The organism is Streptomyces sp. NPDC031445, assembly GCF_055581365.1.
The window spans coordinates 101,299-126,653 of record NZ_JBVIJO010000012.1 but is presented as its reverse complement, the minus strand read 5'-3'; the positions used below and the strand labels follow the sequence as shown (position 1 = coordinate 126,653).

20 protein-coding genes are annotated in these 25,355 nt (G+C 73.2%); 8 read left to right on the top strand and 12 right to left on the bottom strand.

The features are described from left to right. Positions 1 to 48: 48 nt before the first annotated feature. Positions 49 to 2,814 carry a helix-turn-helix transcriptional regulator gene (locus ACZ5DC_RS28685; RefSeq protein WP_468657383.1) on the top strand — a complete coding sequence of 922 codons (2,766 nt, stop codon included), beginning with the start codon at positions 49 to 51 and terminating at the stop codon, positions 2,812 to 2,814. A gap of 33 nt (positions 2,815 to 2,847) precedes the next feature. On the opposite strand, the gene ACZ5DC_RS28680 is transcribed toward ACZ5DC_RS28685, so the two are convergent. Beyond that, positions 2,848 to 3,867: a M28 family peptidase gene (locus ACZ5DC_RS28680; RefSeq protein WP_468657381.1), complete on the bottom strand. Its 1,020-nt coding sequence runs from the start codon at positions 3,865 to 3,867 to the stop codon at positions 2,848 to 2,850. 486 nt (positions 3,868 to 4,353) lie between these two features. Between ACZ5DC_RS28680 and ACZ5DC_RS28675 the strand changes: the two genes are divergently transcribed. Both ACZ5DC_RS28675 and ACZ5DC_RS28670 read left to right on the top strand, forming a co-directional pair. Further along, positions 4,354 to 5,319 carry an RNA polymerase sigma factor gene (locus ACZ5DC_RS28675; RefSeq protein ID WP_468657379.1) on the top strand — a complete coding sequence of 322 codons (966 nt, stop codon included), beginning with the start codon at positions 4,354 to 4,356 and terminating at the stop codon, positions 5,317 to 5,319. Between the two features lie 113 nt (positions 5,320 to 5,432). Beyond that, complete coding sequence (locus tag ACZ5DC_RS28670) at positions 5,433 to 6,371, top strand: alpha/beta fold hydrolase (protein ID WP_468657377.1); 939 nt, start codon at positions 5,433 to 5,435, stop codon at positions 6,369 to 6,371. A 1,186-nt stretch (positions 6,372 to 7,557) separates the two neighbouring features. Here the strand turns inward: ACZ5DC_RS28670 and ACZ5DC_RS28665 are convergent. From ACZ5DC_RS28665 to ACZ5DC_RS28655, 3 genes are all read right to left on the bottom strand, one after another. Then, positions 7,558 to 8,313, bottom strand: a complete 756-nt coding sequence (locus ACZ5DC_RS28665; protein ID WP_468657375.1) for a hypothetical protein — start codon at positions 8,311 to 8,313, stop codon at positions 7,558 to 7,560. Next, a complete protein-coding gene (locus ACZ5DC_RS28660) occupies positions 8,294 to 8,836 on the bottom strand; it encodes a SigE family RNA polymerase sigma factor (protein WP_468657373.1) in 543 nt (180 codons plus the stop codon). Before ACZ5DC_RS28660 ends, ACZ5DC_RS28665 begins: the two co-directional genes overlap by 20 nt. Before the next feature lie 165 nt (positions 8,837 to 9,001). Further along, positions 9,002 to 9,610 (bottom strand): hypothetical protein, encoded by a 609-nt coding sequence (locus ACZ5DC_RS28655; protein WP_468657371.1) that lies wholly within the window; start codon positions 9,608 to 9,610, stop codon positions 9,002 to 9,004. A gap of 441 nt (positions 9,611 to 10,051) precedes the next feature. On the opposite strand from ACZ5DC_RS28655, the gene ACZ5DC_RS28650 reads away from it, so the two are divergent. Further along, positions 10,052 to 10,603 (top strand): hypothetical protein, encoded by a 552-nt coding sequence (locus ACZ5DC_RS28650; RefSeq protein WP_468657369.1) that lies wholly within the window; start codon positions 10,052 to 10,054, stop codon positions 10,601 to 10,603. A gap of 337 nt (positions 10,604 to 10,940) precedes the next feature. Beyond that, positions 10,941 to 11,807 carry an SGNH/GDSL hydrolase family protein gene (locus ACZ5DC_RS28645; protein WP_468657674.1) on the top strand — a complete coding sequence of 289 codons (867 nt, stop codon included), beginning with the start codon at positions 10,941 to 10,943 and terminating at the stop codon, positions 11,805 to 11,807. A 454-nt stretch (positions 11,808 to 12,261) separates the two neighbouring features. On the opposite strand, the gene ACZ5DC_RS28640 is transcribed toward ACZ5DC_RS28645, so the two are convergent. The 3 genes from ACZ5DC_RS28640 to ACZ5DC_RS28630 all read right to left on the bottom strand — a co-directional run bounded on the left by ACZ5DC_RS28640 (position 12,262) and on the right by ACZ5DC_RS28630 (position 14,327). Next, entirely contained in the window at positions 12,262 to 12,690 is a 429-nt protein-coding gene (locus tag ACZ5DC_RS28640) for an organic hydroperoxide resistance protein (RefSeq protein WP_468657367.1), read from the bottom strand. 129 nt (positions 12,691 to 12,819) lie between these two features. Continuing rightward, positions 12,820 to 13,704, bottom strand: a complete 885-nt coding sequence (locus ACZ5DC_RS28635; RefSeq protein WP_468657365.1) for an MBL fold metallo-hydrolase — start codon at positions 13,702 to 13,704, stop codon at positions 12,820 to 12,822. Between the two features lie 32 nt (positions 13,705 to 13,736). Continuing rightward, complete coding sequence (locus ACZ5DC_RS28630; RefSeq protein WP_468657363.1) at positions 13,737 to 14,327, bottom strand: NADPH-dependent FMN reductase; 591 nt, start codon at positions 14,325 to 14,327, stop codon at positions 13,737 to 13,739. 176 nt (positions 14,328 to 14,503) lie between these two features. Between ACZ5DC_RS28630 and ACZ5DC_RS28625 the strand changes: the two genes are divergently transcribed. Together ACZ5DC_RS28625 and ACZ5DC_RS28620 are read left to right on the top strand one after the other, a co-directional pair. Then, positions 14,504 to 15,475, top strand: a complete 972-nt coding sequence (locus ACZ5DC_RS28625) for an Lrp/AsnC family transcriptional regulator (protein WP_468657361.1) — start codon at positions 14,504 to 14,506, stop codon at positions 15,473 to 15,475. A gap of 185 nt (positions 15,476 to 15,660) precedes the next feature. Next, entirely contained in the window at positions 15,661 to 16,020 is a 360-nt protein-coding gene (locus ACZ5DC_RS28620; RefSeq protein WP_468657359.1) for a hypothetical protein, read from the top strand. A gap of 70 nt (positions 16,021 to 16,090) precedes the next feature. On the opposite strand, the gene ACZ5DC_RS28615 is transcribed toward ACZ5DC_RS28620, so the two are convergent. The 4 genes from ACZ5DC_RS28615 to ACZ5DC_RS28600 all read right to left on the bottom strand — a co-directional run bounded on the left by ACZ5DC_RS28615 (position 16,091) and on the right by ACZ5DC_RS28600 (position 19,161). Beyond that, positions 16,091 to 16,477, bottom strand: coding sequence for an ankyrin repeat domain-containing protein (locus ACZ5DC_RS28615; protein ID WP_468657357.1), 387 nt, complete (start codon positions 16,475 to 16,477; stop codon positions 16,091 to 16,093). Positions 16,478 to 16,599: 122 nt separating this feature from the next. Next, the gene (locus tag ACZ5DC_RS28610) at positions 16,600 to 18,063 is read right to left on the bottom strand and encodes a catalase (RefSeq protein WP_468657355.1); all 1,464 of its coding nucleotides are present in this window, start codon (positions 18,061 to 18,063) and stop codon (positions 16,600 to 16,602) included. Between the two features lie 158 nt (positions 18,064 to 18,221). Beyond that, positions 18,222 to 18,854 (bottom strand): hypothetical protein, encoded by a 633-nt coding sequence (locus ACZ5DC_RS28605; protein ID WP_468657353.1) that lies wholly within the window; start codon positions 18,852 to 18,854, stop codon positions 18,222 to 18,224. A 10-nt stretch (positions 18,855 to 18,864) separates the two neighbouring features. After that, positions 18,865 to 19,161 carry a hypothetical protein gene (locus ACZ5DC_RS28600; RefSeq protein ID WP_468657351.1) on the bottom strand — a complete coding sequence of 99 codons (297 nt, stop codon included), beginning with the start codon at positions 19,159 to 19,161 and terminating at the stop codon, positions 18,865 to 18,867. Positions 19,162 to 19,311: 150 nt separating this feature from the next. On the opposite strand from ACZ5DC_RS28600, the gene ACZ5DC_RS28595 reads away from it, so the two are divergent. Next, the gene (locus ACZ5DC_RS28595; protein ID WP_468657349.1) at positions 19,312 to 19,980 is read left to right on the top strand and encodes a hypothetical protein; all 669 of its coding nucleotides are present in this window, start codon (positions 19,312 to 19,314) and stop codon (positions 19,978 to 19,980) included. Between the two features lie 973 nt (positions 19,981 to 20,953). Here ACZ5DC_RS28595 and ACZ5DC_RS28590 read toward each other — a convergent pair. Further along, positions 20,954 to 25,333 (bottom strand): FtsK/SpoIIIE domain-containing protein, encoded by a 4,380-nt coding sequence (locus ACZ5DC_RS28590; protein WP_468657347.1) that lies wholly within the window; start codon positions 25,331 to 25,333, stop codon positions 20,954 to 20,956. Positions 25,334 to 25,355 lie beyond the last annotated feature (22 nt).

Genomic DNA, 25,355 nt, shown 5'->3' with positions numbered 1-25,355 from the left:
GCCGATCCGCACTGGGTGTGAGGTCAGCGCTGGAGGGAGTGGGGGACGGTGGAACCGAGCATCGGAGCGATAGTCGGCCGCGAACACGAGCAGGAGGTGCTCTCCGCCTTCGTGGCCGCCCCCGAGGGGCGGGCCCTCGTCCTGCGGGGCGACACGGGTGTCGGCAAGAGCGCCCTGCTGGACTACGTCGCCGACCTCGCCGCGGCCGAGAAACACCGCGTGATCCGGGCCGCCGGGGTCGAGGCCGAGTCGGAGCTGCCCTTCGCCGGCCTGCACCAGTTCCTGTACCCGCTGCTGTCCTACATCGACCGGCTCGACATCGGCCACCGAGGGGTCTTCGACGTCGTCTTCGGCCGGAGCGAGGGGCCGCCCCCCTCGGTCATGACCCTCGGCATCGCCGTCCTCGACCTGCTCTCGCTCGCGGCGTCGCAGAAGCCGCTCCTGCTGGTGCTGGACGACGGCCAGTGGCTGGACGCCTCCAGCATCGAGGTGTGCGGGTTCGTGGGCCGCCGGCTCACCGGCAGCTCGGTGAAGCTCGCGGTCGGCCTGCGCTCCGACCTCGCCTCCGGCTTCGACACCGCAGCGCTGCCCGCTGTGCCGGTGACCACGCTGTCGGAGAAGGCCTCCGAGCAGCTGCTGGACATGCGCCACCCGGGCCTGGACCCCCAACTGCGCCGGCTGGTCCTCGACGAGGCCCAGGGCAACCCGCTCGCCCTGCTGGAGCTGCCGCCCTATGTGCGCGGCAACCTCTCCGCCCACGGCTCCGGGGAGTCGTTCGGCTACACCGGCGTCCCGCTGCCCCTGCGGCTCCAGCACGTCTACGGCGCACGTATCGAGGGTCTCGGGGACGCCGTACGGGCGGAGCTGCTGCGCGGCGCCCTGGACGGTGTCGCGGCGGGCACCACGGCCGGCGGTGCCCGTGGCGCGCGCTACCGCATGAGGGACGCCGACGAGGCCGCGGCCTGCGGTCTGCTGGACATCGACCCGCTCAACGGCGACTTCGTGTTCCGGCACCCCCTGGTCCGGTCGACCGCCGTGCAGATCGCCACCCCGAACGAGCGGCGGGCGGCGCACGCGTCCCTGGCGGAGGTGCACCGCGCCGACGTGGAACGGCGCGCGTACCACCTCGGGGCCTCGGCGGTCGACCCGGACGAGGAGGTCGCCGCCGCGCTGGAGACGGCCGCCGAGTCGGCCACCCGACGGGGCGGCGCGCGGGCCGCCGTCGCCTGGCTGACCCGGGCGGCGGAGCTGAGCGAGAACCACGAGGAGCGCTCCCGCAGACTCGGCGACGCCGCGTTCATCGCCGGGCACGCCGGCCGGCTCGACCAGGCCCAGCAGCTCGTCGGCTCCGGCTCGACCGCGGGAAGAATCGATACTCCCGCCTCGGTGGTGGCATCGGCCTACGTCGCGCTCTACGAAGACGGGGACGTCCGCTCCTCCCAGCACCAGGTGCTCGCGGCGATCGAGGGCGTCCGTGACAGCGGTGCGACCGAGCCGGCCGAGGTCCTGACCCGGCTGGTGAACCTGCTGCTGGCCATCAACCAGTACGCGAGCGACGCGGCGTCCTGGGAGCGGGCGCACCGGCTCATCGACTCGCTGGGCGACCTGGTGTCCCCGCATTCGCGCCTCTACCAGGACGCCTGGGGCGACGTGGTGCGCAGGGGAGCGGGCGTGCACGAGCGGGTGGAGCGGGCCTTCGCTGACCTCGGCACGCTGGATCCCTGGGACATCAGCAGGCTGTCGGTCGCCGCCTACCACGTGGACACGCTCAGCCAGTACCGGCCGCACCTCCAGCGCATCGTCGACCGCGAGCTGGAGACCGGGGCCCAGGTCTCCGGCATGACCATGCTGCACCTGATCATGCTGGACCAGATCGCCGTCGGCGAGTGGGACGAGGCCGAGCGCACCGGGCAGCGCGGGCTGGAGCTGATGACATCCCAGCAGCACACGTTGTTCGCCCATCACAGCAAGGCGTACCTGGGGCTGCTGGCGGCGATGCGCGGCGAGGTGGAGCGGGCGCGGGAGCTCCAGGCCGCCGTCGACGCCTGGGCCCGCCCCCGGGGCATCGGCTTCCTCACCCAGATCGCCGACGCCATCGGCACCACCGCCGCCCTCAGCGAGGGCGACTACGAAGCCGCCTACCTCCACGCCATCGGCATCACACCCCCCGGCGCCTTCGAGCCCTACTCCCACCAGGCGTCCCGTACCCTGCTCGACCTCGTCGAGGCCGCCCTGCACACCGGCCGCTCCGAGCAGGCCCGCGGGCACGCCCTGGCCGCCCAGCGGGCGCGGCTGCCCGAGATCTCACCCCGCCTGGCCCTCGTCACCTACGGCGCCCTCGCCATGACCGCCGTCGATCCCGCCGAGGCCGAACAGTTCTACGACCGGGCCGAGAACCAGCCCGCCGGAACCCGCTTCCCCTTCGAGCTGGCCCGGATCCGCCTCGCCCGCGGCATCCGGCTGCGCCACGCCCAGGGACGCAAGGCCGCACGTCCGCCCCTGACCCTGGCGGCGGAGGCGTTCGAACGCCTCGGCGCGACCACGTGGACCGAACGGGCCCGTGCCGAACTGCGGACCACCGGCACCCCCGCCCACCCCTCCGCCGCCCACCTCGCCGCACTGACCTGGCAGGAACGCCGGATCGCCGACCTCGCCGCCGGCGGCCTGACCAACAAGGAGATCGGCCAGCGGATGCACCTGTCACCGCGCACGGTCAGCTCCCACCTCTACCGGGTCTTCCCCAAGCTGGGCATCAGCTCCCGGGCCGCCCTGCGCGACGCCCTGGGCAAGCTCCGCGACGAGCAGAGCGTGTGAGGGGGAACCGCGGACCCGTTCCAGGGACGCGGGTCACGGTGACGCCCACGACACGGCCGTCACCGCGGTGGCCTCGGTGACGGTGGCGAGCCGGTCGTAGTCGAGCGTCTCCGGCACGTCCGTGCCCCGGTGGTAGTGGGGGTTCCGGAAGTTCGCGGTGTCCGTGAGCATGAGCGCGGGAACGCCCCGGTTCCAGAACGGCGCGTGATCGCTGCGCCCCAGGTGGTTGGCCGGAGGCACGGCGAGTCCGATCAGCAGCCCGAGCAGCCCGTCGGGACGCGGGTCGCGCAGCAGCAGGCCGCTGACGGACGGCGAGGCCGCCGCGGCGGCCCGCTTCCACACCTCGGCCGCGGCGGCCGAGGAACGGCGGTGCACCACCAGGGTGAAGTCGCCCCGGTAGCCCTCGTCACGGGTCGCGGCGGACGCTTCGGGGAAGACGCGCCCGAAGCCGGCGGGCAGACGCTGCGTCCCCGGGTCGTCGGCGAAGTAGCCGACCGACTCCAGACAGATCATCCCGCGCACACCGCCGTCGCCGACCAGTTCCCGGGCGGCCTGGCGGGAGCCGATGAGACCCAGCTCCTCCATGTCGAACACGGCCAGGACGACGCGCGGGGCGACGGGCGACGCGGCCAGCAGGCGTGCCGTCTCCAGGACCACCGCGACCCCCGAGGCGTTGTCGTCGGCGCCCGGGCTGCCGCTGACGCTGTCCAGGTGCGCACCGATCACCACGGCCGGCCCGGCACCGCGACCGGGCAGCTCGGCGATGAGGTTCGCGCCGCGCAGCCGCCGGTGGAGCCGGGGCTTGAGGGCGAGGGCCCGGTGTCCGTGCCGGTCGGTGGCGCCGGCCTGCCAGCGCACGTCGAACGGCTGCCGCCGCACCAGCCAGCCCGCCGCGGTCAGTTCGGCGTGCACGTACGCCTCGGCACGTTCCATCATGTCCGGCGCCCGGCGCCGGCTGCGCGGGCCCGCGGCCAGGAACTCCACGTGCCGCCGCAGCCTGCCGGCGTCCGGGCGGGGGCTCCGGCCGGGCGCCGTCGTCGGGTCGTTCGTCATCCGGTACTCCGGTCACCACGGGGATCAGGGACAGCGCGCCGGCCGACGGCCGGGCACACCCGGCAACGGTCAAGAGCGACGGGAGGGGAGCGCTCCGGGCGAATTTTAGTCGGCCGATCCGTGAACCCGCGCCGGTTTCCGGCCCGTTGATCCAGAGGAGGACTCCTGCGGCCGGTGTGTTCATCGGCTGGCCCGGCCGCAGGAAGGGAGCGGCCGTCCACACGTTCTTCCCTGACGTGGGGGCGGCCGCTCCACCCCCGTCCGTCCCCGGGAGCGTCGTCGGCTCCCCGGGCGTGTCACAGGACCAGCCCCTTCGCACGCCACGCGGCGACCGGGCGACGTCTGACCCTGTCGTCACACATGTCGCTGCGGGCAAGGACGCGCGTGAGCCGGGTGGGTGCCGCGGGCCGCGGACCCACTGAGACACCTGTTCTTCGGGGCGTTAGAGTCGGGAGAAGTGTCAGTGTCTCGGTGTGAAGGACGGGTATGGGCGGGTCGCAGGAGAGTACCGGGACGTGGGAGGACGCCGCCCTGACCCGGGCCGCCCAGGCGGGCGACGTGTCGGCCCTGGCGCTGCTGCTGGAGCGGCACCGGCCGAGGATGCGCGCGGTGGCACTCAGCCTGCTGGGGCCGGGCCCGGACGTGGACGACGTCCTGCAGGAGGCGGCGCTGGTGGCGCTGCGGCGGATCGTGGACGTACGCGATCCCGAAGCGGTGGGACCGTGGCTGCGCATGGTCGTACGCAACCACTGCCGCGGCCTGCTGCGGGACTCCCGGCGGACGGAACCCCTGGACGAGCTGCCGCTGCCGCAGGACGGCGGGACTCCCGAGCAGGTGCTGGAGAGCCACGCGCTGCGGGACTGGATCTGGGAGGCGGTCGAGTCGCTGTCCCCGACCCTGCGGCTGCCGGTGGTGCTGCGCTACTTCTCCACCGGGATCACCTCCTACCAGCAGATCGCCGAGGCCTGCGCGGTGCCGGTGCGCACCGTGCGCAGCCGCCTGCACCAGGCGCGCGCCGCACTGGCCCGGACCCTCGCGGACACGGCGGACTCCGGGCACGAGGACGTGCTGCGCCGTACGGCGGAGAGCTGGCGGGAGGCACACGACACGCTGGCGGCCGCCGAGCGCGGCGAGTTCGGCAAGGTGGTCAGGGACCGCTACTCCCCCGGGGTCTCGCTGCTGGTCGGCGGGGAACGGCTCGGCGGTGCCGACCTGCTGCTGTCGGGCATGGACCTCGACCTCTCGGCGGGGGTGCGCCAGCGGCCCCGTCACATCGTGGCCGGCCGGTCCCTCGTCGTGTGGGAGATGGAGCTGATCAGCCCGGCGGACGACCCGGACCACTGCCCGCCGGGCGTCGCCTGGATCATGACGCTGGACGCGGGCCGCGTCGACCGGGTCTCCCTGTACCACAGCCCCCACCCCGAGGCGCTCCCCGAGCCCGTGACGGCCTGAGCCCACACCTCCCCGAGAGGTGTGACGCAGGTCACCTCGTTCGGATCCAACTTTCCGGTTCCGGCGGTGTCGTGTCGGTGCAACCCGCGTCCACACGGCTCATGGAGGCCCCGATGACCGCGTTCCACACGCACCACGACGGCTCGACCCCCGACACCGACCCGCTCTCCCCCGGCACCCACACCTACCGGCTGGCCGGACTGGTGCAGCGTTACCACGTCCACGGCGCCGGTCCGGTGTGCGTGGCCCACTCGGGCGGGCCCGGCATCCACTGGGAGTACATGCGGATGCCCGCCCTCGAGGAGCACCTGACCATGGTGTACGTCGAGCCCGTCGGCACCGCCGAGGACAGCCGTCTGCCCTCGCACCCGCACGGGTACACCCGGGAGCGCTACAGCAGCTTCCTCGAGACGCTGATCAACCGGCTGGGGGTGTCCCGGGTGCACCTGCTGGGGCACTCGCACGGCGCCTTCGTGGCGGCCTACCACGCCCTGCACCGGTCCGGGCAGCTGGCCGGTGTCGTGCTCTACGAGGGCGCTCCCGTCACGGGGCCCGAGCACGGCGCGGAGGCGGCCCGCATGGTGGAGGCGTTCGTGGCGAAACACGCCGGCCACCCGGGACTGCCGGGTGTGCTGGCCGCGTTCGGGGCGATGTCCGCCATGTCCAGTGACGAGGACACCGTGGCGGTCGCCCGGGGTGTGCTGCCGTCGTACTTCGCCGACTACTGGGGGAACGAGGAGAAGTACGCGCCCTTCCGGGACGCGATCCGGGCCACGTACATCTCCGGCCTGGACGAAGACCTCACCCCGGACGTCGTCGACGACCGTGCCGCGCTCAAGGGACTGACGGTGCCGGCCCTGGTGGTCGTGGGCCGTCACGACGTGATCTGCGGCGTGCGCTGGGGCCTGGAACTGGACGAGCTGATCCCCGACTCGCGGCTGCTGGTGCTGGAGGACAGCGGCCACATGGGGCACGTCGAGGAACCCGGAAGGTTCACGGACGCGGTCCTCGCCTTCGTCCGCGAGACGGCACCGCGGGGCGGCACCGCGTAACGCCGGCCCGCCATGCCATGCGGGGCCCCGACGGGGGCACGCTCGACGGAGACCCGGCGGGGCTGCTCCGCGGGGGCCCCGGCGGGGGCACGCTCCACGGAGGCCCGGCGGGGCACGCTCGACGGGACTCTGGCGGGGGGCACGCCCCACGGAGACTCCAGCAAGGCTGCTCCGCGGGCCCGACGGAGGCATGCTCCAACTCCACGGGTGCCCCAGCGGGGACACGCTCGACGAAGGCCCCGGCGGGGCTGCTCCGCGGGGCCCCCAGCGGGGCGCACTCGACGGGGACGCCGGCAAGGCTGCTCACGGGCACCCTGGCGGGGCGCACTCGACGGGGACTGCGGCGGGGGCCACGCTCCACGCGGACTCCAGCGAGGATGCTCCGCGGGGGCCCGGCGGAGGCATACTCCACGGGGCCCCGGCAGGGGCACGCTCAACGGAACTTCGGCGGGGGGCACGCCCCACGGAGACTCCAGCGGGGCTGCTCCTCGGGGGCCCGACGGAGGCATGCTCCACGGAGGCCCGGCGGGGCACGCTCAACGGAACTCCGGCGAGGCCACGCCCCACAGGGGCCCCAGCAGGCTGCTCCTCGGGAGCCCGACGAAGGCATACTCCACGGGGCCCCGGCAGGGGCACGCTCCACGAAGGCACCGGCGGGGCACGCTCAACGGAACTCCGGCGAGGCCACGCCCCACAGGGCCCCAGCAGGGCTGCTCCTCGGGAGCCCGACGAAGGCATACTCCACGGGGCCCCGGCAGGGGCACGCTCCACGAAGGCACCGGCGGGGCACGCTCGACGGAACTCCGGCGGGGTCACGCCCCACAGGGCCCCAGCAGGGCTGCTCCTCGGGAGCCCGACGGAGGCATACTCCACGGGGCCCCGGCGGGGCACGCTCGACGGGACTCCGGCGGGGGCACGCCCCACAGGGGCCCCAGCGAACCTGCCCCACGCGCCCCAGGGACCCCAGCAAACCTGCCCCACAGGCACCCCGGCAGGGCCGCTTCTCGGGAGCAGTGGACCCTCGCTGTGCGACGCGGCCGGGGGCCGGGGGCGGACCGGCGGGCACTGCGCGGAGCGGACGCGCGGGGCCGGCCGCACGTCGGGTCCGGCGCGACGTCCTGCCCCGTGCCCCCGGTGCGCGGCGGACGCCCCGCCGGGAGCCGTTCGCGCGGCGCGGGCACGTGGGTCAAGTGCCGGCCGGTCTGACGCTGTTCAGCAGGTCGGCCATGGCGTCGCTCGTCACCGTGGCGACCGGGATGCGCGAGCACTCGGACATCTCCAGGGCGACGACATCGGCGGACCCGGGACGGCCCGCCTTCCACAGCCGCGACCGGCCCTGCGCTCCCACGCTTTCGCAGCCGTCCGCCGAAGGTGTCACGGGCGCCGCGGTCATGCCCGCCGACTCCTCCCTCTCACCGGCCGGCCGCAGGACGATGAGCACCTCCCCATCGGCCAGCCGCGTGAGCGGCCGGCAGGTGCCCACGGCGTCCCGCGTGTCGCTCACACACGCGCCGCGGGCGGGCGGGGACAGCGGCTGGGACGCGAGGAACGCCACCGGTCCTCCGCGGGCGTCGTCGACGGACAGGGCGTACCACCCTCGCGGCAGAGTGACGTCGACCGCCCGCTCCGGCCCGAGCAGGCGCACCGATACGGCGGGGCCGCGTACGGGGGCGACCGGTGACGACACGGGGGACGCCGTCGACGCCGTCCCGTGCGGCGGACCCGCGTCGCGCAGTCCCGGCAGTACGAGGGCGAGACCGGCGACGGCGGTCAGGGCGGCCGCGAACGCCGCCGCCCTGAGTCGGCGCCGGCGCCGCGCCTTCCGCCGGATACCGGCCATCCGCCCGGACGCGGGGCCGGGCGCCGGAACCGCAGCCTCCAGGAGGCTGCGGACCGCGCGCTCCACCTCGTTCCACTGCTCCTCATCCGGCTCGGCGGCCATGACTGATCCCCTTCCATACCCCGGGCACGGTCTCGAGTTCCGCCCGCAGTGTCCTCAGCGCCTTGGCCGCCTGGCTCTTCACCGTGCCGGGGTGACAGCCCAGCACCTGCGCGGTCTCCTCCACGCTCAGTTCCTCGAAGTACCGCAGGACCACCACCGCCCGCTGCCGGGCGGGCAGCCGCCGGACGACCAGGGCGAGTGACTGCTCCAGGTCCACGGCGTCGAACGGGTCACCGGTCCCCGCGCTCTCGGGCATCCGCTCGTGTGCGTGCGGGATCTCGCCCCGCCAGCGCCGCTGCCACCAGGACAGGTGGGTGTTGACCAGGGCCTTGCGTACGTACGCCTCCGGGTTCTCCGCGCCGATCCTGCGCCACTTGGGCCACACCTTCGCCAGCACCGTCTGCAACAGGTCCTCCGCGAGGTGTGCGTCACCCGTCAGGAGCCAGGCGACCCGCAGAAGTCTGGGTCCGCGTGCCGTCACGAACTCCTCGAAGGTCGCGTCGGCCCTCCCCGCCGTGCTCATCTCACTCCCGTCCCCGAAGGTGGCCCCGCACCCTTCCACACGCATGAACACCCTTCACGGTTGCCGGCCCGCACGGAACGCGCGACACCTGCGTCGCCAACGGCACACCTGGTGGATACACATGGCTCGCGGACCCCGCGTGACGGACGGAAGCCGCGCTCCCCGTCAGAAGTACAGGGCGCGGTGGTTGCGGTAGGCGAACGCGTCGCCCGAGCTGAGTATGGCGACGATGTTCTCGCAGAAGTGCCGGTAGTCCGTCTCCTGCTCGGCGGACAGCGTCACCGAGACGACCGGCTCGGGGCCCACCGCCCGCCGCAGGGTGCTGAGCAGGCCGTCCGACGGCGTCAGCAGCAGGACCTCCAGGACGCGCCGGAGACCGTCGGGGAGGACCGGCTCCCGCCCTGATGGGGCAGCGGGTGTCCCGGTGGACGTGAACAGCTCCAGACAGGCGAGCAGATTGCCGAGGTCACTCGCCGTGACCTCCACCGGGTACAGGCTCGTCAGCTGGTCGCCGCCCGGACCGTACAGCGCGTACCTGACCTGCACCCGGCCGCCCTGTGCGGCGCCGGCGGACTGGCTCGCGGCGTACCACTCGAACCACAGCGGAAGTTGCACCAGTACGTGCACCCAGCTGTCGTAGGCGTCCGAGATGACGTCCTCGTCGTCGGTCCGCAGGCCCTCGCTGTGCAGTCGGTGGAGGTGCCGGAGAAGGGGTTCCTCAAGGCTCTCGAACTTCGCGAAGAAGACGGGATCGTCGGGGATGAGAACGTGCAAGGGGCTCCTCCTCTCACCAGCTCGTCGCCTCGTGAGGGCGAGCGGTCGCCCGGCGGCCGGAAGCCTGTCATGAGGATGAACGGAGCAGCCCCGCACGGAGTTCATCCGTCTGCCACCCGGTCACATGCATCCTGGCACACATATCGCTGGGCGACGAAGCGCGGGCCGCCCTGCGGGCCCTGCCCCATCGGCCCTGGAAGGCTGCCCCATCGACGTGAGATGTGTTACCGCGCACGGGTCGGCACATCTACCAGGTATTCCGTTCGGAAGACGGCTCATGTGGGTAGGAAACGTCGGCATCACTTTCCCCGCGAGTGCACATCAGCACTTATCGTGAACAGTGAACATGCCCGGCGAACCGTCCGGCGTCGACACTTTCCGGCACGGGACCCCCTGCGTGGGTACCATGCACACGTCATCCATATCGAGGAGTGAATGGTCGTGACCACACAGTCAGCCGCCACACTCCGATCGCGGTACGTGGAACAAGCCGCATCGGACCTGGAGGAGAACCGCCGACGGCAGCAGGAGCTGGCGTCGAAGATCGAAGTGTTGAAGCAGGAGGAGGCACTCCTGGCCGACATCTTGAACCTCGCCGAGCGGTACGAGGGCTTCGCGGACGCGTCGCGTCTGCCGGAGCAGTTGCAGGACGAGCCGGCCGTCGGGAAGGCGAAGCGCGCCCCGGGCGGAGGCGGCTCACGGCGGCCGGCACCGGCCAGGACCGCCACCGCGGGCGGCGCGGCGCAGGCGGGCGCGAAGGGGAAGTCGCGTCAGCCTCTGCTCGGTGACCTGCTCACGGATCTGCTCGGCCACCACGACGAGCCGCAGTCGGCGAAGGAGCTGCGGGACGAGCTGATGGCGAAGCACCCGGACCGCGCCCCCACCCCGCAGGTGGTGCGCAACACCCTTGAGTCGCTGGTCGCCAAGGGCCGCATCCGGCGTCACAAGCAGCAGCGTTCGGTCATGTACACCCTGCTGGAGCCCGGCGCCTGACATCAGCGCCCGTCCCGCGGGCAGGCTGTCCACCAGCCGGGCACCGCCGCGCTCGCGGGACGGGTCGAACCCCTCGTACGGCCCGGCCGCGTCTGCCCGGCCGCGCTTCCCCTGTCCTCGCCCGAGTTCTCCGCGCGCCGGCCGGACGAGGTGTGCCGGCGCCGTACCGCATTGCCCAATTCGTTACCGAAGCACACGACACCAGGGCCCCTTCCGATACGTGTGAAGGGTGGGTGCTCGCCCGGGGACCGCCCCGGGCAGAGACCCTCCACCGATCACGGAAGGACAGACCTTGAGGAAACTGTTTCCCACCACCCGCGCGGGACGCGCGCTCACGGTGGGTGCGGTACTGCTCTCCGCCGGGGCCGCCCTCGCCCCCGCCGGGACGGCCGCCGCAAGCACGGTGACGGCGGGCCGGGGCGAGGCGGACTACGTCGCTCTCGGCGACTCGTACGCCTCCGCGCCGCTCGTGCCCACCCAGGTCGACGCCACCTGCCTGCGCTCCAGCCAGAACTACCCCTCGCTGGTCGCGCAGTCCAAGAGCGCCACGCTGACCGACGTCAGCTGCTCGGGTGCCACCACCGCCGACATGACGGCGCCCCGGGCCGACGGTGTGCCGGCCCAGCTCGACGCCGTCCACCGCGGGACCGACCTGGTCACCGTGACGGTCGGTGGCAACGACATCGGCTTCTCGACCGTCCTGGGCACCTGCGCCCAGCTGACGGCGGCCGATCCGGCCGGCGCCCCCTGCCGGACCCACTTCGCGGGCACCGGGGCGGACCGGATCTCGGACGCGATCGCCCACACCGGGCCCGAGGTCGCCCAGGTGCTGCGCGGCATCCACGAGCGTGCGCCGCACGCCAGGGTCCTGGTGGTCGGCTACCCCGACCTCTTCCCCGACGACGGCGTGGGCTGCACCAGCAAGACCGTGCCGCTCGCCATGGGTGACTTCGCCTGGCTCCGCGACAAGGAGAAGGAACTCAACGCGATGCTGGCCCGCCAGGCCCGCAGGAGCGGGGCGCGGTACGTGAACACGTACACGCCCACCGTCGGCCACGACCTGTGCGCGCCGGCCGGCGAGCGATGGATCGAGACCTTCGCCCCCGAGACTCCGGCGGCGCCGGTGCACCCGAACGCCACGGGTGAGCGTGTGATGGCCTCGGCCGTCGGAGCCGCGCTCCCGCGCCACTCCTGGCACCGCTGACCTTCACGGCATGGCACGGGCGCCGGACCGGCCGGGGACGTGTGACGCCCCGTCCCCTCCGGCCCGGCCGCCCGGTCCGCGCCTCGGGCCGGTCCGGTACCTCGCGTACCGGACCGGCCTTCGCTGTTCCGCGGGGCGGGCGCCGCGCGCTGTCAGAGGAGGCTGGACGGCCCGGGGCCGCATCCCGTGAGCACGACGCTCTCCGTCCAGTTCCACACCTGGGTCCCGGTCGGCCCGGCGGAGCCCGGTGCCGCCGGGGCCGGCCGCTCGCCGGGAGCGGCGGCGGCACGACGGAGGAGGGCACGGAGGTGGCCGGTGTGCCGTAGGTCGGTGTGTGCCATGGCCGTCATGTCCTGCCCTCGCTGTCCGGTCGGGGCTGTGGGTGTGAAGGGGGGTGCGGGTCCCGTGCCGGGGGAAGGGGCACGGGACCCGCGGTCTGGTGGGTGTGTGGGTGTCAGGCGGCGGCGGTGGTGTTGATGGTGACGGGGATGTTGTCGCGGGTGGCCTTGGAGTACGGGCAGATCTGGTGGGCGGCGTGGGCGAGTTCCTCGGCCGTGTTCTGGTCGACGCCGCCGAGGACGGGGTTGAGGACGGCGGAGAGGGTGAACTCGCCGTCGTCGCCGTGGGTGAGGGTGATCTCGGCGGTGATGGTGGTGCTGGTCAGGCGGATCTTGCGGGTGGTGGCGGCGCGGCGCAGGGCGCCGAGGAAGCAGGCCGCCCAGCCGGCGGCCAGGAGCTGTTCGGGGTTGGTCGCGGTGCCGGCGCCGCCCAGTTCGCTGGGCAGGGCGAGGCTGGTCTGGAGCAGGCCGTCGGAGGAGCGGACGTGGCCGCCGTTGCGGCCCTCTCCGTCGACGTCGACGACGGCGGTGTAGCTGACTGCCATGGCTGCTGCTCCCGATCTGGAACGAGTGGTGTGCGGGCACCTCCGGCCGGACACCTGTCCTGTCACCGGTTGGGGTGGTGACGCAATCATGGCAGGGCCATGCATCACCAGTCAAGGTGGTGATTGCGGTCAGAACGTCCTCGGTGTCGGCAGGAGCGCCGGAGCGGGGACCGGTGTCCAGTCGGTGCCGCTCAGGTGTCCGAACACCTGGTCGCCGAAGTGGAACGCGAAGCCGAGCGTTCCCGGCCGCCCGAGTTCCGCCGCGAGGCGCCTTCGTGCGGCCACCACCCCGCCCTGGTCCACGTCCGGCCGCGAGGGCCACTCGGGGTGGGCCAGCTGCGCCGGCGTGTGGAACACGTCCCCGAGCACGATCAGCCGCTCGCTCCCGGCGGATATGACGTACGAGGTGTGTCCCGGGGAATGGCCCGGAGTGATGAGCGCGCGCACACCGGGAAAGATCTCCTCGCCGTCGGCGACGGACGTGTGGGCCGCGCGCAGGAGTGCGAGGACGTCCGCTGCCGGAGCGCCCGGGACAGCCGTGCCACAGCCGTGCGGGGCCCATTCCCGGTCGGCGACGAGGTAGCGGGCCTTCGGGAACGTCTTCTCCGGTGTGAACGCCCAGCCGGTGTGATCGACGTGCAGGTGGGTGAAGGCCACCGCCTCGATGTCCTCGGGCGTGTGCCCCAGCGCGGCGAGCACCCGGGGCAGCGCACCGCAGTCGCTGTGTCCCACCAGTTCGCCGGAGACGTGGACCGGCCCGCGCACGGGCCCCATTCCGGCGTCGATCAGCAGGCGGCGGCCGTCGCGTTCGACCAGCAGGCCGCCCGCCGACATGGGCACCCGGCCCTCCTCGTCGAGCAGCTCCGGACGGGCGTCCCAGTAGTCCGCGGCGAAACCAGGGAAGAAACCCGACGGCAGCATGGCCATCGCACCGTCCACGACATACGTCAGACGTACGTCACCCAGTACGATCGACCGGACGGCGGACTGCCGGTTCAGCGTTCCGATGTTCATGTCGTCTCCCCTCCTTCTGCGGGTCGCCGCGGTCAGCGGACGGCTGCGCCCGCCGGGACCTGCTGCCGCTCGCCGGCGGCGAGCCGGGCGAGGGCGTCGAGCACCGCGCACAGCAGCTGCCGGGCCGGGGAGCCGTCCGGGAGGCGGCCGTCGGCACCGAGCTGCTGGTGCGCCTGGAACAGCAGGAACTCGGGTTGCTGCACGACGTGGGCGTTCATCTTGTGCAGCACCTGGCGCAGGGCCAGCTGGGCCCGGACGGTGCCGAAAGGACCGGGAGAGGCCCCGATGACGGCGACCGGCTTCAGCGCGAGCGCCGGTCCGTCGTCGCCGGCCGGGCGGGACAGCCAGTCGAGGGCGTTCTTCAGCGCCCCGGGCATCGAGGCGTTGTATTCGGGCGAGGCGATCAGCACCGCGTCCGCCTCCCGGACGCGCCGGCGCAGCTCGACGACCTCGGACGGCGCCGGGTGTTCCTGGTCCTCGTTGAAGTGGGGCAGCCGGCCGAGCCCGTCGTAGTGGTCGAAGTGGTGCTGCGGGCACAGGCGTTCGGCCTCCCGCAGCAGGGTGGTGTTCAGGGAGCCGCGGCGCAGGCTCCCCGACAGGGCGAGGACGTTGAGGGGTGTCACGGGGGTTTCCTCCGCGGTTCGGGCCGTCCCGGGTGTGCCGCCGTGGACGGATGGTGGATGGTGCGCCGGCCCGTCGGCCGCCGCGTGATCCATCCTCGACACCCCGCCGGTACCACGCCAGAAATGACTGCCGAAAATCCTGCTGTGCGCCAGACGAACGGGCTAAAGTGCTGATTGTGCGACAAAGCCTGGACGAGACCGATCAGCGGATCGCCGCCGCGCTGATCGCTTCACCACGCGCCTCCTGGCGGGCCGTCGCCGCGTGCCTGGGACTGTCCGAACGCACCGTGGTCCGCCGCGTCGGTCCGCTGTACGCCGACGGCACGCTGCGCGCCACCGTCGAGCGCAATCCGATCCGCTTCCCCCACCTGGTGCCCATGGCCCTGCGCATCCGCTGCCGTCCCGAGCGCATCCGGACGGTCGCCTCCACCTTGGCGCGCCGCGCCGACACCCTGTGGGTCGACATCCTCGGCGGCGGCGACGAGATCAGCACCATCCTGTTCCTGGACGGCCCCGAGGCACGCAACCGCCTCATGCTGCGCGACCTGCCGGCCACCGACGCCGTCCACGGCTGGACCTCCCACACCCTGCTGCGGGTCTTCCCCGCCTCGCTCAACTGGGGTGCCCGGCTGCTGGACGACGAAGAGGCCGCGCGCCTCGGAGTACGGCCGTTCCCGCTGAGCTCCCCGCCGGCGGCCCCGCTGCCCGCCGCGGACCTGGCACTGATCCAGGCCCTGACCGAGAACGCCCGCGCCGACTACGCCACGCTCGCCGAGCGGACCGGCACCACACCGCGCACCGCCCGGCGCCGCCTGGAGGCACTGCTGCACGACGGCACGGTACGGCTGGTCACCGAGACCGACCTGGCCCTGCTCGGACTGCGCACCAAGGCCCAACTGTGGCTGTCCGTCGAGCCCAGCGCCCTCCAGGCCGCCGGCGAACGGCTCAGCCGCGAACCCGCCGTGCGCTTCACCGCCGCGACCACCGGACCCGCCAACCTCCTGGTCATGGTCACCACCACCGACCTGGACGCGCTCTACCGCTTCCTGACCGACACCATAGGAGCCATGAGGCAGATCACCTCCGTCGACACCACACCGGTCCTGGCCACCGTCAAACGCACCGGCCTGACCCGGCCGGGTTTCTGAACGACTCGTACGGACGGCCGGGTGATGATGTGTCGGTTCTGCGACACACGTCATGTGGCGTGTGGCCAGTTCCGCTCTTTCGCTCGCATGGTTGAAGCTGCAAGATTCTCGTGTCCCTGCATGTGAACCAGAGAGTCTGGTGACACGTTCCGACGATGTCGCCACGACACGGAGAGGTTGGTGGCATGTTCAGCCCCAAGGCGAGAGTCCGCGGCGCGGCGGTCGCCGCGGCCGTGACCGCGGCTCTGATCGGCTTCAGCACCGGAGCGGCGCACGCGGCCGGCTGGCCCCCTCTGCAGGAAGGGGCGTACCTCTACTCGGGTCCCGACGGCACGGGGACGGTGACCACGGTCGACCTGAACGACGTCGGCACGTGTCACACGTTGTCGCAGCCGGCCCTTTCGACGCAGGTCGTTTCCGGCTCCGCGGCCGTCCTGCTCTACTCCGGGCCCGACTGCACCGCCCGGTACCCCTGGGGCACCGGCTCGCTGGCCCAGCAGAACCTGCCCTGGGCGATGCTGAGCTACCGGGTGGTCAGCGCGTAACACCCTGCCCGGTGGTCGCTGTGCCACGGCCCCCCGCCCCGGTGGTGCGACCCACCGGGGCGGGGGGCCGTCAGTCCGCCAGCAGGTGGGCGCGGCCGAACAGGGCGGCGGCCGCCCGTGCGGTCGGCGTGCCGGAGTCCAGGTCCGCGCCGGCCTGCCACAGCACGGCCACGACGTCGTCCGCGCCCTTGAACAGGGCACCGGCGATGGGTGACTGGTCGCGGGCGTTGCGCAGGTCGGGGTCGGCGCCGAGCGCGATCAGGGCCCGTACGGTGTCGGCGTGGCCGTGATACGCGGCGAGCATCAGGAGGGTGTTGCCGGCCGCGTCGGAGGTGTCCACCGGGAGCCCGTGCTCCACGAACTCCACCAGTGGTCCGGTGCTGCCCTGCCGGGCCAGGTCCATGGCGATGGCCATGACGCGTCGCGTCTGCTCAGCGGTCAGTCCGCCGCTGGTCATGTGCCTCTTCTCCGGGTCGTGCGGTCACAGCGGTTCCGTTCACGGGCCGGCCCGGCGCGAGCGTGTTCCGTGCTCGCGCCGGGCCGGGCGGGTGTCTCGCGGATGCCGTGCGGGGCGGGGTGTCAGAGGTCGCCGGCGGCCAGGGCCTCGATGGCCTTGCGGACACCCTCGCCGTAGGCCGGGTCGGCCTGGGTGCAGTGGGCGATGTGCCGTTCGACGGTGCGCTGGGACGCGCCGTTGATCGCACGGGCCGTGTTCTCGAAGAGGGCCTGCCGCTGTTCGGGGCTCATCAGGCGGAACAGGTCGCCGGGCTGCTCGAAGTAGTTGTCGTCGTCCGCGCGGAAGTCGAACCGGTCGGCGACGGCGCCCACGGTCTGGCTCGGCTCACGGTAGGCGGGCTGTTCCTGCCAGCGCCCGTAGGAGTTGGGCTCGATGCCCGGCGTCGCCCCCTGGTTGCCGTCGACGCGCATGCCGCCGTCGCGGTGGTAGCTGTTCGCCGGGTTCTTCGGGGCGTTGACGGGGATCTGGTGGTGGTTCACGCCGAGGCGGTAGCGCTGGGCGTCGCCGTAGGAGAAGAGACGGCCCTGCAGCATCCGGTCGGGGGAGAAACCGATGCCGGGAACCACGTTCGCGGGGCTGAAAGCGGCCTGCTCGACGTCCGCGAAGTAGTTGTCGGGGTTGCGGTTGAGCTCCCACTCACCGACCTCGATCAACGGGTAGTCCTTCTTCGACCAGACCTTGGTGAGGTCGAAGGGGTGGAAGCGGTAGCTCTCCGCGTCGGCCTCCGGCATGACCTGGATGAACAGCTTCCACTTGGGGAAGTCGCCCCGCTCGATCGCGTCGAAGAGGTCACGCTGGTGGGACTCGCGGTCCTTGCCGATGAGGGCCTCGGCCTCGGCGTCGGTGAGGTTCCTGATGCCCTGCTGGGTGCGGTGGTGGAACTTGACCCAGAACCGCTCGCCGTCGGCGTTGACCAGGCTGTAGGTGTGCGATCCGAAACCGTGCATGTGCCGGTAGGAGGCGGGGATGCCCCGGTCGGACATCACGATGGTGACCTGGTGCAGGGCTTCGGGGAGGTGCGTCCAGAAGTCCCAGTTGTTCTCGGGGTCCCGGAGGTTGGTGCGCGGGTCGCGCTTCACCGCGTGGTTGAGGTCGGGGAACTTCAGCGGGTCGCGGAAGAAGAACACCGGGGTGTTGTTCCCGACCAGGTCCCAGTTGCCCTCGTCCGTGTAGAACTTGAGGGCGAAGCCGCGGATGTCGCGCTCGGCGTCGGCCGCGCCGCGCTCGCCCGCGACGGTGGAGAAGCGGGCGAACAGCTCGGTCGTCCTGCCGACTTCCGAGAAGATCTTCGCGCTCGTGTAGCGCGTGATGTCGTGGGTCACCGTGAAGGTCCCGAACGCGCCCGAGCCCTTGGCGTGCATCCGGCGCTCGGGAATCACCTCGCGGTCGAAGTGGGCGAGCTTCTCCAGGAACCACACGTCCTGGAGGAGCATCGGGCCACGCGGCCCGGACGTCAGGGAGTTCTGGTTGTCGGGAACCGGTGCGCCGGCGGCCGTGGTCAACGGCCTCTGGTTGTTCTCGGGCAAAGCTCGCTCCTCGCTGAGTGGTCCCTCACGTGTGTTCAACGCGTGGCAACCAGGCGGAACGAGCCCGCGCGAGCCGCCCTGCGGTTTGCACCGACACACATCCTATGGTGGAACATATGCACGTCAAGTGTGATGTGGCGGCGTAGGTGTTCCGGACGTCAGCGCGGTGTCCCCCGCCCCCCGGCCTGCCGGCCGTCGGCCGTGACGAAGCGGAAGGTGCTCGTGATGGCGTCGAAGAGGTCGTACACCTCCTCCTTCAGCGGCAGGTTGGGGCTGGCGAGGGTGACCACGAGGAAGTCGTCCGCGCTGCCGGGCACGGGCACCATGGTGTGCATCGTCAGCAGTCTGACGTCGATGTCACCGGTCAGCCGGGTGGTCTCGGTGCCGGTGACCCGGGCCGCCTTCCCCACGTGGGGGAGGTCGACCGAGGTGATGACCCGGTCCCTGGGGGCGGCACCCGTCGCCGTGTGCACGCCGAGCTGCGCGGAGAGCACCGGCAGCGTCAGCTCCTGGCCCGCCGGGGTGGTGACGGCGAACACCATGCCGTAGGCCATGAAGAGGCCGTCGGTGTAGAGCGTGGCGGTGCCCGCGGCCAGCAGGGCTCCGTGCCTGCGGGCCGCCCGGGTCACCTCGCGGCCCTGGCGGAACATGTCGTTGATCCGGGCTCGCCGGCGCGGGTCGTCGGTCGTCGCGAGGGCCCTCGCCCGGGTCCGGGCGAGTTCCTCGCCGCTGAGGTCGGCCTGGTCCCACAGGTCGGGGATGTCCAGCAGGAAGTGCCGTGCGCTGCTCATCGGGGACCGGTCACCTCGCACCGGAGCCGTCGTCGAGGTTCGACGCGGCGTCCTGGTCGGTCTTCTCGAAGGAGTCGAGGATGTCGCCGATGGCGTCCCTGATCCCCTTCACCTGCTTCTGCAACTGGTGCTTGCCGTCCGTCCAGCGCTTCTCGAAGTTCCGGGCGGAGCCGTGCGACAGCTCGGGGCCGAACGCCGCGTCGAAGTCGAAGGTGTGGTGCCCGATGTCGATGTAGTCGTGCACGAAGCCCAGCATGTCCTGGGCCTCCTGCAGTTCGCTGCCGGGTATGTTGACGTCCGAAGCCATCCCGGTCCCCTCGTTTCGCGCGCGGTGTGGACGAACCCCCGAATGACACACGTACGTCGGCCGGTGAATCGTTCACCCGGTTACGGCAAAGGCCCCCATACGGGGATGTCCGGGATGAACTCTTGCGCCCGCCCCGCTCGTGTTGCAGGCATGAGGTCCTCTTCCCTTCCCGTGCGGCCAGGCCCCGCCGCGTCCCGTCGGCTGCGCCGGGCCGCGGTCGCCTCGGCCCTCGTCCTCGGTGCGGTGGGCGGTCTGTCCGCCTGCGGCAAGACGATCCAGATCGGCGGCAGCGAACCGGCCCCGTCCCCGGTGTCCTCCGCCCCGGCCACGAGTCCCCCGCCCAGCACCGGGAACGCCGCGCTGGAGGTGGTCGGCTCCACCGCGCGGCAGGCCGGTCTGACCGGCAACGGCGGCACGGTCGTCGGCGCGGCCCCGCAGGAGGCGCCGCCCAGGTGGGTGCAGTTGTCGGCGGTGACGTCGCCACAGCTGTCGGGGCCGCACCTGATCAACATCAACCAGGCGGCGCTGTACCGCTTCGACGACGACGGCGCCGACCCCTCGCGATCCGCCTGTGAGGGCGCCTGCGCCCAGAAGTGGCCGCCGGTGACCGTCCAGGAGGGCGGGAACGTCTACCTGGCGGGCGTGGACCCGAAGGCCGTCGGCGCGATCCGCCGGACGGACGGGCAGGTCCAGGTGACCGTGGGCGGGCTGCCCGTCTACCGCTTCGCGGGCGACAGCGGTCCGGGCGACCTGAACGGCCAGGGACTCGACGGCAAGTGGTTCGCCGTCGGCCCGTCCGGGGAGAGGGTCACGCGCTAGCGGACCGGCGGTCCGCCGGTCCTGGCGTCCGAGGGGGGCGGCTCGCGCAGCAGTGGGTTCGTCTCCGCTGGGCGGCTCGCACACCAAGGCGTCCGCCTCGGACACGGCTGGCGCACCGACGTATCCGACGGGGGGCGACTCACGCACCGGCGAGTCCGCCTCGGACACGGCTCGCACACCAAGGTGTCCGACTCGGGCACGGCTCACACACCGACGTATCCGCCGGGGGGCGACTCGCACGCCGGTGAGTCCACCTCGGGCACGGCTCGCACACCAAGGCGTCCGCCTCGGACACGGCTCACACACCGACGTATCCGCCGGGGGGCGACTCGCACGCCGGTGAGTCCGCCTCGGGCACGGCTCGCACACCAAGGTGTCCGCCTCGGACACGGCTCGCACACCAAGGTGTCCCGACTCGGGCACGGCTCACACACCAAGGCGTCCGCCTCGAGCCGCGGCTCGCGCACCGACGTACCCGCCTCCAGGGGAGGACCTGCGCACCGGCGAGTCCGCCTCGGGCCGCGGCTCGCGAACCGACGTACCCGCCTCCGGGGGCAACTCGCACACCGGTGAGCCCGCCCAGGAGACGTCTCGCCCACCGATATACCCGCCCACGTAGGCAAACCGCACACCGGTGAGCCCGCCCCGGAAACGTCTCGCCCACCGACATACCCGCCCCCGGCAAGCAACCCGCGCACCAACGCCCCCGCCCCGGGCGCGGCCCGCCAACCGACGTACCCGCCCCCAGGGGACGACCCGCACACCGGTGAGCCGCCTTGGAAACGTCTCGCCCACCGACATACCCGCCCCCGGCAAGCAACCCGCGCACCAACGCGCCCGCCCCGGGCGCAGCGCACGCACCGACGTACCTGCCCCCGGGGGGGGCAAACCGCACACCAGCAGTCCGCCCCGGAAACGTCTCGCACACCGACATACCCGCCCCCGGCAAGCGGCGCGCGCGCAAGGGTGCGCCTCACGGCTGTGGGTCGGTGAACGGCACCTGGACGGTGCTGAGCGTGCCGTCGCCCAGGTGCAGCAGGCCCCGGCCGGGCCGGGGCGCCTGCCCCACGACGCCCCGGGTCAGCTTCACCCCGACGACCTCGCCGTCGGCGAGCCCCTGCGGGGAGAGCAGCATGCCGGTGCGGTTCCGCTTGACCTGCCCCATCCAGCCGGCCAGGCTCAGCGACAGCGACTCGGCGTTGCCGGCCGCCAGCAGGCCCCAGCCGGTCCCGGCGCCGCCCCGGGCGAGCAGGGCCAGGTCGGAGTCGATCTCGGCGCCCATGAAGAGTTCCGCGTCGTCCACGACGATCACCCCGTGCTCCTCCGGAACGTCCCCCAGCGCCTCCCGGAACTCGCCGACCGTCACCTCCGCGTCGGTGATGACGGCGGCCACCCCGGGCCGGTCCCGCAGCGTGCGCAGGGGCGAGCGGCGCGGCGCCAGCACGATCAGACCGGTACCGGCGGCCAGCAGCGAGTGGGCCGCGGTGAGCAGGGCGGTGCTGCGGCCGGTGCGCGGCGGCCCGGCGATGACGAAGGTGGGCACGTCCGCCAGGTCGGGTCCCAGGGAGGTCAGGGTGTCGCCGCCGACGGCGACCATCGGCCGCATCGGCCCGCCGTGGGTGTGCAGGGCGAGGGCGTCGGCGTAGCCGATCCGGTCCGGCAGCACGTCCAGCCGGATCGGCCGGCGGGCGGCGGGCACCGCCGACTCGCGCTCGGTCAGCTCCCGTCCCAGCCCGGCCAGGATCTCGGCCTGCGCGGTGCCCGCCAGGTCCTCGCCGAGGACCGCGATCTGCGCCTCGCTCAGGTCCTGGGTGCGGATGCCGCGTCCCGGGGCCGGGTCGCCCGGGGCGGACTTGGCGGGGATGCCGACGCTGGAGTAGTCCTGGCGGTCGTTGAGCCGGAGGGCGATCTTCTCCTCCGTCGTGCCGGAGAACCGGCCGCCGGCCAGGACCCGGTCGCCGGCGAGCACGACGTGGATGCCGGCGCCCGCGCCGTCGCGCAGCAGGCGGAGCATGCGCTCCATGTAGCTGCCGTTGTCGAACGAGGTGAACTCGCGGTCGAAGACCTCGAACCGGTCGACCATGAGGACGATGTGCGCGAGCCGCTCGCCCGGGTTCTGTGCCGCGCGCAACTCGGCCAGGTCGGCGGTGCCCCGGGCGCCCAGGACCGCCTGGCGGGAGGTGAGTTCGGCGTTCAGCCGGTCCAGCAGGCGGCCCAGGCGCTCGGTCTGGTTGCGGTCGACGACCGCGCCGCAGTGGGGCAGCGCGGTCAGCGCGTTCAGGGCGCCGTTGCCGCAGTCGATGCCGTAGAGGTGCACGTCGTCGGCGCCGTGTGCCCGGGCCAGCGCCGCGGCCATGGTGCGCAGGGTCTGGGAGCGTCCGCTGCGTGGCGAGCCGATGATGTGCAGGTGGCCGGTCCGCTGAAGGTCGAGGAGCAGCGGCTCGCGGCTCTGCCGGGCGGGCAGGTCGGCCATGCCGTACGCCACCGCGGGCAGTGCGGCCCGCCGTTCGGCGGGGGGCGCGGGGGCGGCCGGCGGCGTCCAGACGAGCAGGCCGGGCAGCGGCGGCAGCCAGGGGCTGGGCTGCGGCGGCACCCCGGCGCGCCGCGCCGCACCGGCCAGCGCCTCCACCAGGACGGCGAGGTCGGTGACGGCCTCAAGGCCCGACAGGCCCGAGGCGCCGCGCGAGCGGCCGGCGGGCAGCGGGCCGCCGAGCTGCGGCCACGACACCGTGTGGGCCGTGACCGGTGTCCGGGTGCCCTCGGCGGCCGCGCCGCCCGGCCGCCGGCCGCCGACCCGGCCGGACTGGAACGGCAGCAGCGCCGACGGGCCCAGCCGGGCGTAGGCGCGGCCGGGGTTGGCCGGGGAGATCTCGCCGGAGTCGGGGGCGTCGATGATGTCCCGGCTCTCGGTGGTGTCGGTGGTGCGCAGCGCGATGCGCAGGTTGGTGTTGGCGCGGATGTCCGGGGTGACCGCGCCGCCGGGGCGCTGGGTCGCCAGGACCATGTGGATGCCGAGCGACCGGCCGCGCTGGGCGATGTTGACCAGGCCGGAGATGAAGTCGGGCAGTTCCCGGACCATGGACGCGAACTCGTCCACGACCAGCAGCAGCCGGGGCAGCGGCGGCAGTACGTCACCGCCGCGCGAGCGCTTGTCGAGGTAGTCCTCCAGGTCCTTGGCGCCGGCCCGCGCGAGCTGCGCCTCCCGGCGGCGCAGCTCGGCGCCCAGGGACACCAGGGCGCGTTCCACCAGGTGGGTGTCGAGGTCGGTGACCAGGCCCACGGTGTGCGGCAGTTCGGCGCACTCGGCGAAGGCGCTGCCGCCCTTGTAGTCGATCAGCACGAACGTCATCTCGTCGGGCCGGTTGACCACGGCGAGGGTGGCGACGAGGGTCTGGAGCAGCTCGGACTTGCCGGAGCCGGTGGTGCCGGCGATGAGCGCGTGCGGGCCGTCGCGGACCAGGTCGACGGCGAACTCGCCGTCGTAGCCGACTCCGAGCACGGCCCGGGTGCTGCGGCCGCCCAGTGCCCAGCCGGCCGCCAGCGCCTCGGCGGTGGGCGGCTCGATCCGCAGCAGGTCCAGCAGGCGCACGGAGCCGGGCAGCGCGCTCTCGTCGCTGTCGCCGACGCCGCGCAGCGGGGCGAGGGCGCGCGCGAAGTGCTCGTACCAGGTGTGCTCCGGCGAGTCGACGCGCACCTGTTCCACCGTCGCGCCGCGGCCCGCGCGGACCGTGGCGACGGTGCCCTCGGTGACGACGACGGCGCCGCACTCCTCCGGCAGCAGCCGTTCCTCCCGGTCGACGCAGAGGGTGTGCACCCCCACCGCCGGTCCGTCGCGCAGCAGGCCGATCACCCCGGGCAGCGAGCGCGCCCGGCGGGCCTGTTCGAGGACGACGAGGATGTCGGGGTGGCCGTTCGCGCCGCCCCGCTGGAGGCCGGGTCCGGCGGCGGCGCGGGCCGCGACGGTCTGGCCGAGTTCGCCGATGCGCCGGGCCAGTGACTCCGCCGTGCTGCCCACCAGCGCGTAGGTGTCCTCGCCCCGCGGCTGGGTGTGGGGCAGCCAGCGGGTCCAGTTCCAGGCGTGCTCGCCGTCCGGACCGGCGAGTACGACGATCCGCAGGTCGGCGGGGCTGTGCAGGGCGGCGGCCTGGGCGGTGAGCCAGCCCGCCAGCCCGGCGGCGCCCGGTCCGGCCACGCCGGCGACCCCGGCCTCGCGCAGGGGCACGGCGACGGGCACCTGGTCCAGTACCGGCACGGTGGTGCGCCGGTGCTCGTCCTGGGTGGGGTCGTCCACGCCCAGCGAGGAGGGCAGGTCGGTGGTGCCGACGCGCACGGACAGGAAGTCGGGGTCCTGCCATCGGCGCTCCCACAGCCGGTCGGAAGGCTGGACCGCCATCTGCAGGAGGGCGGCCGGGTCCGGCAGGGACAGCCGCAGGTTGTGCTGTTCCTCCAGGACCGCGGCGTCGATGTCGGCGCGCACCCGGGCCAGGGTCGCCTCGTACTCCTCCTTCTTCTCCAGGTACGCGACCATGGCCTGCTTGCGGCTGCCGAACCGGGTGACCAGTGCGGCGAGGGGCGAGAGCAGGGCGATGAAGACGAAGGTCCAGCGGTGGGTGACGAGGATGGTGACGACGGCGCTCGCGGCGGGCAGCAGCAGGACCGGCAGCAGCGGGATCGGCCGCTTGTCCGGTTTGACCGGCGGTGCGGGAAGCCGGAACCGGGCGCCCGCGGCCGGCGGCAGGAACCGCGGCGGCCGGTTGAACTCCAGGCCCAGGCCGTCCTGCGCCGGGGTCAGCGGCGCCCGGTTGGTGCGGCGCGAGGTCAGCTCCAGCAGGATGTCGCCGACGGCGAGCAGGCTGCCCGCCCGCCACGCCGACCCGGCCCCGGCACTCTTCCCGTCCAGCAGTGCCGTGCCCGTCACCGGCAGTTCGGCGTTCCCGTCGGCCCGGACCCGGACCCGGGCGGCGAGGGCGGGCGCGGCTCCGGCCAGCCGGACGCGGCAGGTGGGTGCGCTGCCGATGTCGTACTCGCCGGGCACGAGACGGAAGACCGTTCCCGCCCCGGGCCCCGACACCACCCGGACCTCGGTACGGCCCTCGGGCTCGGCCCGGCTCGGCAGGGGGCCGCCGAGCCCGAGGTCCATGCCGTCGCGCACCCCGGCCGCCTGGATCGACAACCGCGGGTCGACGGGCTCGGAGCCGAGGTAGAGCACCGGCTCGGCGGACGCCGTACCCCCCACGGCGCGTGCCAGTTCGGCCGCGAACCGGCCCACGGGTGCGGAGGGCTCGGTGTCGACGGCGACCGTGGTGGAGGTACCCGGTGCCTGGGCGTCTCGGACGCTGACGGTCAGTCGCACTGCTTCGTCGTCTCCCTGGTGT